We start from the raw sequence: 14673 nt of genomic DNA, 5'->3' as shown, positions 1-14673 counted from the left end.
TACTTAGTTTGTCATTCTCAGTTTGCACACATGGCACTTAGAGGTTTGACTTGCTAACCTGCCTTTTAACAATAGCTCATCGCTTTTTAGAACATTTTTATGGATAAACAATTACAACGCGATTTAACCAAATGGCTAAAATCACAAAGCAAACTTGCGAAACGCTGGTTAATGCTCAGTGTTGGCCTTGGTTTTATCTCTGGGTTGCTACTGATTGGACAAGCCGCTTTGTTGGCTCACATCCTTCATCAACTCATTATCGAACACACAGACAAGAGTGAATTGGTCGCTCATTTCATCGGCCTAACCGCGGTTGTTGGCTTGCGAGCAGCTTGTAGCTGGGGACGAGAAGTCTTTGGTTACCGTTGTGGTGAACAAATTCGTCTCCACATTCGCCAATTAATCATGCAACGGCTGCACAACTTAGGGCCTGCTTATATTAAAGGCAAGCCTGCGGGAGCATGGGCAAGTTTAGTGCTAGAGCAAGTGGAAGAGATGCAAGATTTCTTCTCTCGCTACATTCCACAAATGTCGATTGCCGTATTGGTACCTTTCACTATTTTGGTGGTGGTATTCCCGCTCAACTGGGCAGCTGGCTTAATCTTCCTAATTACCGCACCATTAGTACCTCTTTTCATGGCGCTAGTAGGATTGGGAGCCGCCGACGCTAACCGTCGTAACTTCAAAGCATTACAACGTTTATCGGGTCACTTTTTTGACCGCTTACAAGGCTTATCGACATTACGTTTATTCAACCGTGCTGAAGCCGAGGCAGAGAATCTGCATGCGGCATCGGATGTGCTGCGTAAGCGTACGATGGAAGTGCTGCGTCTTGCCTTCTTGTCTTCTGCTGTACTCGAGTTCTTCTCTGCCATTTCAGTGGCGATGGTGGCAGTCTACTTTGGCTTTACCTTCATCGGTGAACTTAATTTCGGCACCTATGGCGTACCGCTCAGCCTATTTACTGGGCTATTTGTGCTCATCCTAGCGCCTGAGTTCTACCAGCCGCTGCGTGATTTAGGCACCTTCTACCATGCTAAAGCGCAAGCAATCGGCGCCGCTGAATCTATTGTTGAATTCTTAAACGCTGAAGCCGATGAAATGAAGCAAGGTACGGAAAACCTACCGTCACCTGAAACCATAGAGATCGAAGCCAATGCACTGGAAGTACTGAGCCCTGAAGGGCAAGTGCTCGCAGGCCCACTCACCTTTACGATTAAGCCGAACGAGCATATTGCGCTTGTCGGCCCAAGTGGTGCAGGTAAAACCAGCTTACTGAATGCGATCTTAGGCTTCCTACCCTATCGTGGCAGCTTGAAAGTAAACGGTATTGAACTGAAATCCTTGGAGCACAGCCAATGGCGTCAAGCCATTAGCTGGGTAGGTCAAAACCCAATGCTGGTTCACGGTACCGTACGCGATAACATCACACTGGGTAACCCACTGGCAACCGATGAACACGTTCGCCAAGTGACCCAACAGGCCTATGCTGATGAATTCATCAATCGCTTAGAGTTAGGGGATCAGCACATTGTTGGCGATCGTTCTGGTGGTTTGTCTGTCGGTCAGGCCCAGCGTATAGCCGTTGCTCGTGCCATGTTACAAAACGGCGCATTTTGGTTACTTGATGAACCAACCGCAAGTCTGGATGCAAACAGCGAACGCCTTGTGCTCGATAGCTTATCCATTGCAGTTCGTGGCCAAACTACACTCATGGTGAGTCACCGCCTTGACCAACTCTCAATGATGGATCGTGTCTTTGTGATGGATAACGGTCAATTAGTGCAAGATGGCCACTTTGATACGATTCGTGAGCAAGGTCTACTTGCTGAAATGTTAGCGAACAAAGATATGAGGGATCTCGATGCGTGATTTACTCCCTTACCTAAAACTGTACCGTAAGCACTGGTTTGGTCTAACACTGGGTATGCTACTGGGCTTAGGTACGGTACTGGCGGCAATGAGCCTCTTAACCCTATCAGGCTGGTTTATTTCGGCATCTGCGATTGCCGGCTTAACCATTGCACGCGAAACCTTCAACTATATGTTACCTGGTGCGGGTGTTCGTGGGTTTTCCATGGCCAGAACCGCAGGCCGCTGGGGGGAGCGCGTTGTCAGTCACAATGCGACATTCAAGTTGCTGGCTGATTTACGCCTGTTCTTCTTTCGCAAGTTAACGCCTTTGATCCCGGGTCGCCAGACCAACCTGCGTGATGCGGATTTATTGAACCGCTTAGTGGCTGATGTCGACGCAATGGACCATGTCTATCTTCGCCTGATCAGCCCATTAGTGATTGGCGTGATTGGCTTAATATCGATTACCGCTTTCTTGTGCTATTTCGATATGGTTATTGGCCTAACGCTCGGCGCTGTCCTGCTGTGCTTGATGCTGGCCTTACCTGTTATCTTCTACCGATTAGGTAAAGCTAACGGCGAAGCCTTAACCATGGCAAAAGCAAACTACCGTGTGAAACTGCTTGATTGGCTACAAGGGCATGCCGAATTACTGCTGTTTAACGCGGAAAAGCGCTACCGCCAAGAAGCCGAGCAAGAACAAGACAGTCTGTTAGATGCCCAGCGAAAAATGGCATCACTGACAGGGTTAGCCAATGCAATTTTGATGGCCTCTACTGGGTGGACTTTAGTGCTGATCACCTGGATTGCCGCCGATGGTGTTGGCGGTAACCTACCAGATCCTTTCATCGCATTAGTTGCATTCGCCACTATGGCGAGCTTTGAAATGATGATGCCCGTTGCAGGTGCTTTCCAGTACTTAGGGCAAACCCTAACTTCGGCGCGTCGTTTAAATGAAATCATCGAAGCGACACCTGATACGCCGTTTGACCCTAATGGCCATCAAGCGGTTGTACGTGGTGATCTCACTATCGATAATATCAGCTACACCTATTACGGCAGTGATCAGCCTGTGCTTAACCAAGTGTCGGTTAACCTGCAAGCCGGTCAAAAACTGGCATTACTGGGCCGAACTGGCTGTGGTAAATCCACGCTATTACAGCTATTAACCCGTAGCTGGGATCCACAGCAAGGTAGCATCAGCATTGATGGCATCGCACTGCCACAATGGCATGAAGCTTCGCTACGTGATGCCATTACGGTTGTGAGCCAGCGTGTTGATGTCTTTAATGGTTCACTACGCGAAAACTTATTGTTAGCCAAGCCTAAAGCTACCGATGATGAATTGGCTGCCGCGCTACAGCAAGTTGGGCTTGAAGCTTTACTTGAAGATAAAGCGCTGGATACTTGGTTAGGTGAAGGAGGACGCCAAATATCGGGTGGTGAACGCCGCCGTATTGGTATTGCGCGTGCCTTATTGCACGATGCGCCTATCCTACTCTTGGATGAACCAACAGAAGGGCTAGACCGTCGTACAGAGCAACAAATTCTTCGTCTGCTAATGGATCATGCCAAAGATAAGACTGTGCTATTCATTACCCATCGACTTGTTGGCTTAGATCAAATGGACCACATTTGCTTAATGGATGAAGGCCGTATTATCGAAGAAGGTAAGCATCAAGCATTACTTGAACACAATGGTCGTTATACAGAATTGTGGAACCGCCTGTAATCGCAAGTGAATAACACGATATAAAAAACGGGTGACCTATAGTCACCCGTTTTCTTTTATTTTGCCACTCGCACCATAGCGAGCCCCAAACGATTACGGATAAGTTTTATCCACGCGTACCCCATCATTGAAATACAAAATACGAACATCATCACCACGATTAAAAATCATGCTTTGATCAACATCTTGAATAACATCGATGAACTTACCCTCTTCACTTTTGATCAGCAGCTCAACCAAACGATATTGAATCACCTGTTGTGTATTCTGCCGATTATGCGCGTAGCCAGCACCTGCCACAACACCAACAGCTGTAGCAACTTCACGGCCCCGTCCACCACCAAACTGGTTACCAATCAAGCCACCTACAACACCACCTAGTAGCGTTTCCCAACCATTATGTTGAGAGTTAATCACCTCTTGCTGAGTAATATAACGGACCGAATCAACCTGACCAAAAACAATCTGGTTCACGGCGCGGGCTTCATTGCGTTTATAAGGGGCCGCTGTCAACGTCAGAGGAACGATTAGCAGTAACATTAACAACTTTCTCATATATAATTTCCCTACTAACAGTTATTAGTTTGATTATATGGCTATTTATTTACCTGAGTTGAGTTTATCTACAACTCAATTTCCGCACCCAGTTCGTGCTCTTGATGAACCGAATGGTTTACTTGCGTTCGGCGGCGATCTATCACCGCAACGTTTACTGGCCGCCTATCAACAAGGCATTTTTCCATGGTACTCAGAAGGTGAACCTATTTTATGGTGGAGCCCTGCACCTCGTGCAGTCTTTTGCCCCGACACTTTTAAGCCAAGTAAAAGCCTGCGTAAATTTGCTCGCAAGTCAGGTTACCAGATAACCCTGAACCACGCCTGTGCTGAAGTTATCGAACAATGTGCTGCTTGTCGCGGTCCAGAAGAAACTTGGATCATGCCAGAGATGATTGCCGCCTACAAAGCCATGCATTTACAAGGTTATTGCCACTCCGTCGAAGTCTGGCTTGACGACCGTTTAGTCGGTGGCTTATATGGCATCCAAGTTGGCTCTGTTTTTTGTGGCGAATCAATGTTTACTCTCGCAGACAATGCCTCAAAAATAGCACTCTGGTACTTCATTCGACATTTCAACGCTCATGGCGGTTCATTGATAGATTGCCAGATAATGAATGACCACTTGCAATCACTTGGTGCCAGCACACGGGATCGTGAACCATTTTTGGCACACCTGAGTGAAGCAAAAAATGCCATACTTAAGTCAGGCTGCTTCACCCCACAAACTATAGAGATGCCAACAAAGTAACCATGAATGATCTAAGCTTTCGTATCGGACTCACTCCCACATCAGGTTGTAATTACCTTCCCGACCAACAAGAACAGCTTGGCGTGGTAATAGATCAAGATTGGTTAAATCCACATGGCTATCAGCTCTTAATTGCCTCAGGGTATCGCCGAAGTGGCAAAGCCATCTATAAGCCGATGTGTACCGCTTGCCAAGCCTGCGTGCCGTTACGTGTCGACTGCTTCTTATTTTCACCCTCTAAAAGTCAAAAGCGCCAACTCAACCAAATGAAAAAGCTGCGTTGGGAATTTAAGTCTGAACTCGACCCGAATTGGTTTGCCCTGTATGAAAAGTACATCACAGCGCGGCATGCTGATGGCTCCATGTACCCGCCCAACAAAGATCACTTCTTTGAGTTTAGTACTGCAGAGTGGATGGATAGCTTATTCCTACACGTTTATGACGGCAATAAACTCATCGCGATTGCGGTTACCGATGTATTCGAACATGCTTTGAGTGCTGTCTATAGCTTTTTCGACCCAGACTCCCCACTGTCTCTTGGGACACTCTGTGTACTATTCCAGATCCAGTATTCTCGCAATACGGGTCGACGCTGGCTTTATCCCGGCTACCAAATTGATGACTGTAAAGCGATGAATTACAAAGTGCGCTTTCAGCCTCACCAAAAACTCATCAATGGTCAATGGCATTCGGAATAAGCCTATATTGCTCTAATTTCATGCTATCAAACATATTTTGGTTGCAACTGCGGGCTCAATTTACATAAAAAGATAAATAAATCCGTATTAATCCAGAACAAAAGCTGACAAAGGATCCCTGCAAGGGTAAAATTGCGACCTAAACTTTACACTCAAACAGTTTCGAGGCATTATCCAGCCCGATCAGAAGCATGGCTGGTAGCCTAAGAGGATTCAATGGCAAAAGAAGACGTAATTGAAATGCAAGGTACTGTACTTGATACACTACCTAACACAATGTTCCGCGTTGAGCTAGAAAACGGTCACGTTGTTACCGCTCACATCTCTGGTAAAATGCGCAAAAACTACATCCGTATTCTTACTGGCGACAAAGTAACTGTGGAACTGACTCCATACGACCTGACTAAAGGCCGTATCGTCTTCCGTGCTCGTTAATCTTTTATAGATTAAAGAATGCAGATGAAACCCAGCATTAATGCTGGGTTTTATTTATCTATCAAACCCACCCTATTTCCTTGCTATCTCTCTGTTTTCAAGCCTACCGACTTGCCATCAAAACCACTCATCGTTACAACAAAATTATTTTATTTGCCTCATTTTGTATTCGGTTGTTTAATCGCACCGCACCCAGTTGTCTCTCTCTATTTATGCAACCGAGGTGTAGACGGGTTCAGCCATGAGCCTCATCTTTCTTTCATACCGTGAACCTCTTTGCAGCACGGCCATGTAGGAATGCTAATGAAACCTCTCGCAATCCACGATGCACTAGTACAGCTTAGCCTAGTGACCGTTTGCGATAACGCAGCCAATATCCCCTCTCAAAAAATTACGCTAACACCGTCGACTTCAATGACTCGTCGTAAGAAAAGGCCGTCATTAAGGCGAAGTCAAAGGTCTTAGTTAGCCTAATGAATATGGCTTAATCGGTTTCACTCAGCTTACGATACGTATTCTTTATTCAAACGCTCTATCTCGCCTTTGAATGAATACCCCTTCGTATACCTGATGAATATTATCAACTTGGTGCTTGCAGCCAACAGCATACCTTTCAACTGCTGTCACAAATGCCTGCTGCTTGCCCGCAATCACTGATCGAGGAAAAAACATGAGTGATTGGTCTATCAATGATGCACGCGACGTCTACAACACCCCATATTGGGGCCAAGGCTACTTTGACATTAACGCGCAAGGTGAAGTTATTGCAAAGCCTGACAATCTTAATCCGAACAATACCGTAGCCCTTTCACAATTAGCTGATGAGCTGATAGCTAAAGGTGCATCACTGCCAGTATTAGTTCGTTTTCCTGATATTTTGCATCATCGGGTGGACAGCCTATGTTCAACTTTTAATCAAGCAATTGAACACTATGGCTACCAAGGTGAATACCTTGCGGTTTATCCCATTAAGGTAAACCAGCAAGATGCGGTGGTAAGTGAGATTTTAGCCAGCCAATACGCTAAACAACAGCGTCAATTGGGGCTGGAAGCGGGCAGTAAGCCTGAATTGATGGCTGTGTTAGCTATGGCGCAACAAGCAAGTTCTGTGATTGTTTGTAACGGCTACAAAGACCGTGAATACATCCGCTTAGCCTTAATTGGCGAAAAGCTCGGCCATGAAGTGTATATCGTACTAGAGAAACTGTCTGAACTACGCACCGTAATGGAAGAAGCTGAAGCTCTCGGCGTGAGACCACGTCTAGGTTTACGTGCCCGCCTTTCTTCACAAGGGAAAGGAAAGTGGCAAGCAAGCGGCGGTGAAAAGTCGAAATTCGGTCTATCAGCGTCTCAAGTATTAACCGTCATCAAGACACTCGGCGACAATGCCATGCAAGACTGTTTACAGCTGTTGCATTTCCACCTTGGCTCTCAAATTGCCAACATTCGCGATGTACGCAATGGTGTAGGTGAAGCTGGACGCGTCTATGCGGAACTTTGCAAACTGGGGGCGGGCATTACCACTGTCGATGTTGGTGGTGGCTTAGCGGTGGATTACGAAGGGACACGTAGTCAAAGCAGTTGCTCAATGAATTACAGCCTACGTGAATACGCGAATAATGTGGTTTATACCCTAGGTGACATCTGTAAAGAGTATGACATTCGCATGCCGCGTATCATCTCTGAATCAGGCCGTAACTTAACAGCACATCACGCTGTGTTAATTACGGATGTCGTCGGTGTGGAAAGCTACAAGCAAGAATCCGTATATCCGCCAGAAGCGACTGCACCGCTGATTTTACATAACATGTGGAATTCTTGGCAGGATCTGAAAGCGCTGAGCGATCACCGCTCACTGGTTGAGATTTACCATGATAACCAGAGCGATTTAGCCGAAGTGCATACCCAGTTTGCTATGGGCATGTTGAGCTTCACTGAGCGCGCATGGGCTGAACAAATCAGCTTACGTTTATGCTATGAACTTGAAAAACGACTATCGACAAAGAACCGTGCACATCGCCCATTATTGGATGAAATGCACGAGCGTTTAGCTGATAAGTTCTTTGTGAACTTCTCACTATTCCAATCATTGCCAGATGCATGGGGAATTGATCAAATCTTCCCAGTGCTACCACTTAGCAAGTTGGATAAAGAACCGGAACGTCGCGCTGTGATCTTAGATGTCACCTGTGACTCTGATGGTGCTATTGACCAGTACGTTGAAGGCCAAGGTATTGAAAGTACTCTAGCTGTCCCAACTTGGACCGACGAGTCGCCGTACCGCTTAGGCTTCTTCATGGTGGGTGCCTACCAAGAAGTACTTGGTAATATGCACAATTTGTTTGGTGATACCGATACTGCGATTGTTCGCTGTAACGAAGCTGGCAGCTATGACATTGAGCAAATCGTACGTGGTGACAGTGTCGGTGATGTATTACGTTATGTTCACCTTGATTCTGAACAATTCTTACATCAGTACGAGTTAATGGTGAAACAACATCTACCAGAAGATCAGCATGAAAGTATTTTGGCTGAACTGGCTGAAGGCTTGAAGGGTTACACCTACCTAGAGCAATAACCGCGCGGTAATAAGTCCGCAGTTATCACTAACGTCTTCAATACAGCTCGTGCCTTGGTGCGAGCTGTTGGGAACTAAGATTATGGCAACATTAGCTACACACCCAGATTACTCTTTGTATGCCAATGCTTTTGGCTTTTTACGCCAACCATTAGCCTTCAACCCGCAAGCATCAGATGCTGATGTGATTATCACTGGCGTGCCATTTGATATGGCGACAACAGGCCGCTCAGGTAGCCGAATGGGGCCTGGTGCTATTCGTCAAATATCGACCAACCTTGCTTGGGAAGGTAAACGTTGGCCTTGGTCTTTCACCTTAACCGACAAAATTAGCATGGCTGATTGCGGTGACTTGGTATTTGACAGTGGCGATGCAGGTCAAATGTGTGAACGCCTTGAGCAACATGCCACCAGCCTGCTTGAACTAGGCAAGACCCTACTGACCTTTGGTGGTGATCACTTTGTCACCCTGCCTTTATTGCGTGCGCATGCGAAAAAGCACGGTGAAATGGCCCTGATCCATTTCGACGCGCACACCGATACCTATGATATGGGCAGCCAGTACGATCATGGCACCATGTTTTATCATGCACCAAACGAAGGCTTGATCGATCCTAAGCACTCAGTACAAATTGGTATTCGTACTGATTATGACAACAAACTTGGCTTTAATGTGATAGATGCTGCTACCGCCAATGATTGGTCGGTTGAGCAGATTGTCGAAAACATTAAGCAAACCGTTGGCGATCGCCCTGTTTACTTAACGTTTGATATTGATTGCCTTGACCCTGCATTTGCGCCAGGCACAGGCACGCCAGTTTGCGGTGGCTTAACCTCAGACAAGGCCTTAAAAATCATTCGTGGCTTGCAAGGGATTAACTTAATAGGAATGGATGTGGTTGAGGTAGCCCCTGCTTACGATCATGCCGATATGACAGCGTTAGCCGCTGCTACTATCGCCACCGATTTACTGCACCTGTGGGCGAGTAAGCGCTGAGTAATCACAAACAAGACCACACCAACTTTACACAAAAAATAACCGCCAGATTGGCGGTTATTTTATTTATAACTTAGGTAACGCTGTGATTAATGCGCTGGTTCCATTTCACTACTGAATTGGAAGTCCAACTCATCATTAATCAAATCAACACGCACCGAGCCACCATTGGTTAAGCAACCAAACAGCAGTTCGTTTGCCATTGGTTTTTTAAGGTTCTCTTGAATAACACGTGCCATTGGACGTGCACCCATAGCTTTATCGTAGCCTTTATCTGATAACCATTGACGAGCAACTTCGGACACTTCCATTGAAACGCCACGCGCATCAAGTTGTGCTTGTAATTCGACAATGAACTTATCAACCACTTGGTGAATCACCTCTTTCTCAAGGTGGTTAAACCAAATAATGTTATCTAGACGGTTACGGAATTCAGGTGTAAACACACGCTTAATTTCCGCCATCGCATCGTGGCTGTGATCTTGTTGAATCAGACCAATCGATTTACGTACCGTTTCCGTTACGCCCGCATTGGTTGTCATCACGAAAATCACATTTCGGAAATCAGCCTTACGACCATTGTTATCCGTTAACGTACCGTTATCCATGATTTGCAGCAGCAAATTGAATACATCAGGGTGTGCTTTTTCGATTTCATCAAGTAACACTACTGAATGCGGTTGTTTGATAACAGCATCGGTTAACAGACCACCTTGATCGTAACCAACATAGCCCGGAGGGGCACCAATCAAACGGCTCACTGTATGGCGTTCCATGTACTCTGACATATCAAAACGTAGTAGCTCGATACCTAAAGTACGTGCAAGCTGAACAGTCACTTCTGTTTTACCTACCCCTGTTGGGCCGGCAAACAAGAATGAGCCTACAGGTTTGTTATCTGCACCTAAACCCGCACGGCTTAGTTTGATCGCTTCTGTTAGCACATCAATCGCAGGATCTTGGCCGAATACCAGCATCTTCAGCTTACTATCAAGTTTTTGCAGTACATCACGGTCACTTGAAGAAACTGATTTTTCTGGAATGCGCGCCATTTTCGCAATCATGGCTTCAATGTCGCTAACATTCACCGTCTTCTTACGTCGGCTAGCAGGAGCAAGACGACAACGCGCACCGGCTTCATCAATCACATCAATCGCCTTATCAGGCAGGTGACGTTCGTTAATGTATTTCGCTGAAAGCTCTACTGCAGCACGAATTGCTTTATTGGTAAAACGTACTTCATGGTGTGCTTCGTATTTTGGCTTCAAGCCCATCAAAATTTTGGTAGTGTCATCTAGCGATGGCTCAATCACATCAATTTTTTGGAAACGGCGAGATAGCGCACGTTCTTTCTCAAAAATATTGCTGTATTCCTGGTAGGTCGTTGAGCCCATGCAACGAAGTTTACCACTACTCAGTAGAGGTTTAATGAGGTTAGCGGCATCAACTTGACCGCCCGACGCAGCACCGGCACCAATGATGGTGTGAATCTCATCAATAAAGAGTACCGCGTGGTCTTCTTTCTCAAGCTGCTTCAAAATACCTTTGAAACGTTTCTCAAAATCACCACGGTATTTAGTACCCGCCAGCAATGAACCAATATCAAGCGAATAAATGACACAATCTTTGATGATGTCAGGTACTTGGCCTTCAACAATACGCCATGCCAAACCTTCCGCAATGGCGGTTTTACCCACACCAGCCTCACCCACTAACAATGGGTTATTTTTACGGCGGCGACACAGCACTTGCACCGTACGCTCAAGTTCGCCGTCACGACCAATTAATGGGTCGATACCACCCGCTTTCGCCAGCTGGTTAAGGTTAGTCGCAAAATTTTCTAACTTATCTTCAGCGTTTTGCTCTGCGCGAACTTCTTCACCACCAACATCAGAGCCACTCATATCATCGTTGTCACTGTCTTTCACAGTGCCATGTGAGATAAAGTTAACCACGTCAAGACGGCTAATATCGCTTTTCTTAAGCAAGTATGCAGCGTGTGATTCCTGTTCACTGAAAATCGCAACAAGGACATTTGCCCCAGTTACTTCGCTTCGACCCGAAGACTGAACATGGAAAACTGCACGTTGAAGTACACGCTGGAAGCTGAGTGTAGGTTGGGTTTCTCGGCTCTCATCATCAGCTGGGATAAGAGGCGTAGTTTGCTCGATAAAAGAATCAAGCTCTTTGCGAAGCTGCTCCAAATCCGCACGACAAGCAATCAGTGCCTCTTGTGCTGAAGCATTCTCAAGCAATGCCAGTAGCAAATGCTCGACTGTCATAAATTCATGGCGCTTTTCGCGTGCTCGCGCAAATGCACCATTCAAGCTAGCTTCAAGTTCTTTGTTTAGCATAGGCACCTCCCCTAAATACCACTCAATATGGCGTGCCGGAAAAAGCTAGGCTTTTTCCATCGTACACAACAGCGGATGTTCATGCTCTCTTGCGTGCATCATTACCTGCGCCACTTTTGTTTCAGCGACTTCGGCAGTAAAGGTGCCACAAATTGCTTTTCCTTCATAATGCACCGAAAGCATCAACTGTGTTGCTTTCTCCAGATCCATGGAGAAGAACTTCTGTAACACTTCTATCACAAAATCCATCGGTGTGTAATCATCATTGTTCAAAATTACTTTATACATCGATGGTGGCTTTACTTGAGCTTCTTCCTTATCTAAGACATCAGACTCAGGCACAACCCATTCATATAACTTACTCATAAACCTAACTTATACGCTCGGTAGAAACAAACCAAAAATCAACAATAATCAACTATTTCTATTGCCAACAATCCGTGCAGCGCTAGCACTTTTGCCTACCTATATACTGAGACTAATGCACACATTGTATTCCAGCAAATCTAAGATGACCATGCTCAAAGTCTTGCGAGGTGATTCAGCGCAGATCATAAGTACAAACAGTATGCATAATCAAAAAACACGAGTGCTTTATAAGCGAAATAAGCATACCGAGCAGCCTAAAGTTGTGCAAAAAGCCTGTAACGTACCAGCTCTGAGACAAGGTAAAAATAGTCTCGCACAGCGCCAATCACACGCTAGAAAATCATAATTGAAAATAACTCTCATTTAGCGCTTTCAATAACATCATACTGCTTTTAGTGTTGCAAATAAGATTTTATCGGGATGTTACAATATGCACTTGACTGTCTAGCTCCATTTACTAAAGTGTAACCTGTAGTAGATATTAACTGCATTAAAACAGCATGAGTATGCAGGACAATCGCTAAGGCATCCTGTACACTAATTGCTCAATGGAACTGAAATGCGAGAAGGATGTAAAGCATGGCAACAGGTACAGTTAAGTGGTTCAATAACGCCAAAGGATTTGGGTTCATTTGTCCAGAGCAGGGTGATGGCGATATCTTCGCGCACTACTCTACAATTCAAATGGATGGGTATCGTACGTTAAAAGCAGGTCAGCAAGTTAACTACACGATTCAAACCGGTCCTAAAGGTTTTCATGCCAGTGAAATCGTTCCCGTTGAAGGTGAACTCGCTAAATAGACTTCTCTCTGGCAGTATGAAAGGTGAGCATATCGCTCGCCTTTTTTGTGTCTACACATTAACAGATAATGAATAACCCTTGAATACCCCACCCTGTAACCCTGCATTGTTATTAACATTATCGTTAACAACTGGCAATAGATCAAAAAAAGCCCCAGCATAACGCTAGGGCTTCTTAATCAAGAATCAGTGATTGATTACATGTGCTCGATCATATCATCAGCAAACTCAGAACACTTACGTAGTGTTGCGCCTTCCATTAGACGCTCAAAATCATAAGTTACTGTCTTATTACTGATCGCAGCTTCCATTGAGCTAATGATCAAGTCTGCAGCTTCAGTCCAACCTAGGTGACGAAGCATCATTTCAGCAGAAAGAATCAATGAACCAGGGTTCACTTTATCTTGGCCTGCATACTTAGGTGCTGTACCGTGGGTTGCTTCAAATAGCGCCACACCATCACCAATATTTGCACCCGGAGCAATACCAATACCACCAACCTGTGCAGCCAGTGCATCAGAGATGTAGTCACCATTTAGGTTCATGGTTGCAATAACATCGTACTCTGCAGGGCGCAGAAGGATTTGCTGTAGGAACGCATCGGCGATGCAGTCTTTGACAACAATTTCTTTACCCGTATTCGGGTTCTTCAACGTCATCCATGGACCGCCATCAAGCAGCTCAGCACCAAATTCTGCCGCCACTTCGTAACCCCAGTCTTTGAAGGCACCTTCGGTGAACTTCATGATGTTACCTTTATGCACAATCGTTAATGAATCACGATCATTATCAATTGTGTATTGCAGTGCAGCACGGACTAAACGCTTAGTACCTTCTTCAGAAATAGGTTTAATGCCTACGCCACATTGTTGTGGAAAACGGATTTTAGTTGCACCCATTTCATCTTGAAGGAATTTGATAACCTTATCGGCTTCTTTTGTACCCGCTTGGAATTCAACACCAGCGTAGATATCTTCAGAGTTCTCACGGTAAATAACCATGTCTGTTAGCTCTGGCTGTTTTACTGGGCTTGGCACACCTTCGAAGTAACGTACAGGTCGAGCACAGATGTAAAGATCAAGCTCTTGACGAAGTGCTACGTTCAGTGAGCGGATACCACCACCAACAGGGGTTGTTAGCGGGCCTTTAATCGCCACTTTGTAGTCACGAATAAATTCTAGTGTTTCTTGCGGTAGCCATGCGTCTTCGCCATATACTTGGGTAGACTTTTCGCCCGTGTAGATTTCCATCCATTCAATCTTACGATCACCGGCATAGGCTTTGTTTACAGCAGCATCAACTACTTTGATCATTGCAGGGCTTACATCAACCCCAATACCATCACCTTCAATATAAGGAATGACAGGGTTGTTAGGAACAACCAGTTTACCTTCAGAATCTAGCGTGATTTTCTGACCTTCAACTGGTACAACTACTTTACTATCCATTTAAATCTCCTAGCGTCCATTTGTTATCTTTTTGTAAGATGCGCGCAAATCATACTCGATTTTTTAACGACACGCCAATCCGCGAATTTTCACGTATAATA

13 protein-coding genes are annotated in these 14673 nt (G+C 45.5%); 9 read left to right on the top strand and 4 right to left on the bottom strand.

Features of this window, described 5'->3' with window-relative positions; all coding sequences use genetic code 11:
• Positions 1-99 precede the first annotated feature (99 nt).
• Complete coding sequence (cydD, locus tag OCU77_RS05745; protein ID WP_048896980.1) at positions 100-1872, top strand: heme ABC transporter permease/ATP-binding protein CydD; 1773 nt, start codon at positions 100-102, stop codon at positions 1870-1872.
• Positions 1865-3586: a heme ABC transporter ATP-binding protein/permease CydC gene (cydC, locus tag OCU77_RS05740; protein WP_048896979.1), complete on the top strand. Its 1722-nt coding sequence runs from the start codon at positions 1865-1867 to the stop codon at positions 3584-3586. The genes cydD and cydC overlap by 8 nt, the downstream gene beginning before the upstream one ends.
• Positions 3587-3679: 93 nt before the next feature.
• On the opposite strand, the gene OCU77_RS05735 is transcribed toward cydC, so the two are convergent.
• Positions 3680-4141: an outer membrane lipoprotein gene (locus tag OCU77_RS05735; protein ID WP_048896978.1), complete on the bottom strand. Its 462-nt coding sequence runs from the start codon at positions 4139-4141 to the stop codon at positions 3680-3682.
• A 37-nt stretch (positions 4142-4178) separates the two neighbouring features.
• Between OCU77_RS05735 and aat the strand changes: the two genes are divergently transcribed.
• The 6 genes from aat to speB all read left to right on the top strand — a co-directional run bounded on the left by aat (position 4179) and on the right by speB (position 9600).
• On the top strand, positions 4179-4892 hold the full coding sequence (gene aat, locus OCU77_RS05730) for a leucyl/phenylalanyl-tRNA--protein transferase (RefSeq protein ID WP_048896977.1): 714 nt from the start codon (positions 4179-4181) through the stop codon (positions 4890-4892).
• 2 nt (positions 4893-4894) lie between these two features.
• Positions 4895-5590, top strand: coding sequence for an arginyltransferase (locus tag OCU77_RS05725; RefSeq protein WP_048896976.1), 696 nt, complete (start codon positions 4895-4897; stop codon positions 5588-5590).
• Between the two features lie 216 nt (positions 5591-5806).
• The gene (gene infA / locus OCU77_RS05720) at positions 5807-6025 is read left to right on the top strand and encodes a translation initiation factor IF-1 (protein WP_005298441.1); all 219 of its coding nucleotides are present in this window, start codon (positions 5807-5809) and stop codon (positions 6023-6025) included.
• Positions 6026-6328: 303 nt separating this feature from the next.
• Entirely contained in the window at positions 6329-6490 is a 162-nt protein-coding gene (locus OCU77_RS05715; RefSeq protein ID WP_160314686.1) for a hypothetical protein, read from the top strand.
• Positions 6491-6695: 205 nt separating this feature from the next.
• Positions 6696-8603: a biosynthetic arginine decarboxylase gene (speA, locus tag OCU77_RS05710; RefSeq protein ID WP_048896975.1), complete on the top strand. Its 1908-nt coding sequence runs from the start codon at positions 6696-6698 to the stop codon at positions 8601-8603.
• 82 nt (positions 8604-8685) lie between these two features.
• Positions 8686-9600 (top strand): agmatinase, encoded by a 915-nt coding sequence (gene speB / locus OCU77_RS05705; RefSeq protein WP_048896974.1) that lies wholly within the window; start codon positions 8686-8688, stop codon positions 9598-9600.
• An 89-nt stretch (positions 9601-9689) separates the two neighbouring features.
• Here the strand turns inward: speB and clpA are convergent, their stop codons facing one another.
• Together clpA and clpS are read right to left on the bottom strand one after the other, a co-directional pair.
• Positions 9690-11954, bottom strand: a complete 2265-nt coding sequence (gene clpA, locus OCU77_RS05700) for an ATP-dependent Clp protease ATP-binding subunit ClpA (RefSeq protein ID WP_048896973.1) — start codon at positions 11952-11954, stop codon at positions 9690-9692.
• Between the two features lie 45 nt (positions 11955-11999).
• The gene (gene clpS, locus OCU77_RS05695) at positions 12000-12320 is read right to left on the bottom strand and encodes an ATP-dependent Clp protease adapter ClpS (protein ID WP_048896972.1); all 321 of its coding nucleotides are present in this window, start codon (positions 12318-12320) and stop codon (positions 12000-12002) included.
• Between the two features lie 582 nt (positions 12321-12902).
• Here clpS and cspD point away from each other — a divergent pair.
• Positions 12903-13124: a cold shock domain-containing protein CspD gene (gene cspD / locus OCU77_RS05690; protein ID WP_048896971.1), complete on the top strand. Its 222-nt coding sequence runs from the start codon at positions 12903-12905 to the stop codon at positions 13122-13124.
• 197 nt (positions 13125-13321) lie between these two features.
• Here cspD and icd read toward each other — a convergent pair whose 3' ends face one another.
• Positions 13322-14572, bottom strand: coding sequence for an NADP-dependent isocitrate dehydrogenase (gene icd, locus OCU77_RS05685; RefSeq protein ID WP_048896970.1), 1251 nt, complete (start codon positions 14570-14572; stop codon positions 13322-13324).
• Positions 14573-14673 lie beyond the last annotated feature (101 nt).

Source organism: Photobacterium swingsii (assembly GCF_024346715.1).
GTDB lineage: Bacteria > Pseudomonadota > Gammaproteobacteria > Enterobacterales > Vibrionaceae > Photobacterium > Photobacterium swingsii.
The sequence above is the reverse complement of the archived record's forward strand: the minus strand, read 5'-3'. Positions and strand labels throughout refer to the sequence as shown.

What these genes read in the sequence shown, in the direction of transcription:
- cydD (WP_048896980.1), top strand. Translation starts at nt 100, where the DNA reads ATGGATAAACAATTACAACGCGATTTAACCAAATGGCTAAAATCACAA.
- cydC (WP_048896979.1), top strand. Translation starts at nt 1,865, where the DNA reads ATGCGTGATTTACTCCCTTACCTAAAACTGTACCGTAAGCACTGGTTT.
- OCU77_RS05735 (WP_048896978.1), bottom strand. Translation starts at nt 4,141, where the DNA reads ATGAGAAAGTTGTTAATGTTACTGCTAATCGTTCCTCTGACGTTGACA.
- aat (WP_048896977.1), top strand. Translation starts at nt 4,179, where the DNA reads ATGGCTATTTATTTACCTGAGTTGAGTTTATCTACAACTCAATTTCCG.
- OCU77_RS05725 (WP_048896976.1), top strand. Translation starts at nt 4,895, where the DNA reads ATGAATGATCTAAGCTTTCGTATCGGACTCACTCCCACATCAGGTTGT.
- infA (WP_005298441.1), top strand. Translation starts at nt 5,807, where the DNA reads ATGGCAAAAGAAGACGTAATTGAAATGCAAGGTACTGTACTTGATACA.
- OCU77_RS05715 (WP_160314686.1), top strand. Translation starts at nt 6,329, where the DNA reads ATGAAACCTCTCGCAATCCACGATGCACTAGTACAGCTTAGCCTAGTG.
- speA (WP_048896975.1), top strand. Translation starts at nt 6,696, where the DNA reads ATGAGTGATTGGTCTATCAATGATGCACGCGACGTCTACAACACCCCA.
- speB (WP_048896974.1), top strand. Translation starts at nt 8,686, where the DNA reads ATGGCAACATTAGCTACACACCCAGATTACTCTTTGTATGCCAATGCT.
- clpA (WP_048896973.1), bottom strand. Translation starts at nt 11,954, where the DNA reads ATGCTAAACAAAGAACTTGAAGCTAGCTTGAATGGTGCATTTGCGCGA.
- clpS (WP_048896972.1), bottom strand. Translation starts at nt 12,320, where the DNA reads ATGAGTAAGTTATATGAATGGGTTGTGCCTGAGTCTGATGTCTTAGAT.
- cspD (WP_048896971.1), top strand. Translation starts at nt 12,903, where the DNA reads ATGGCAACAGGTACAGTTAAGTGGTTCAATAACGCCAAAGGATTTGGG.
- icd (WP_048896970.1), bottom strand. Translation starts at nt 14,572, where the DNA reads ATGGATAGTAAAGTAGTTGTACCAGTTGAAGGTCAGAAAATCACGCTA.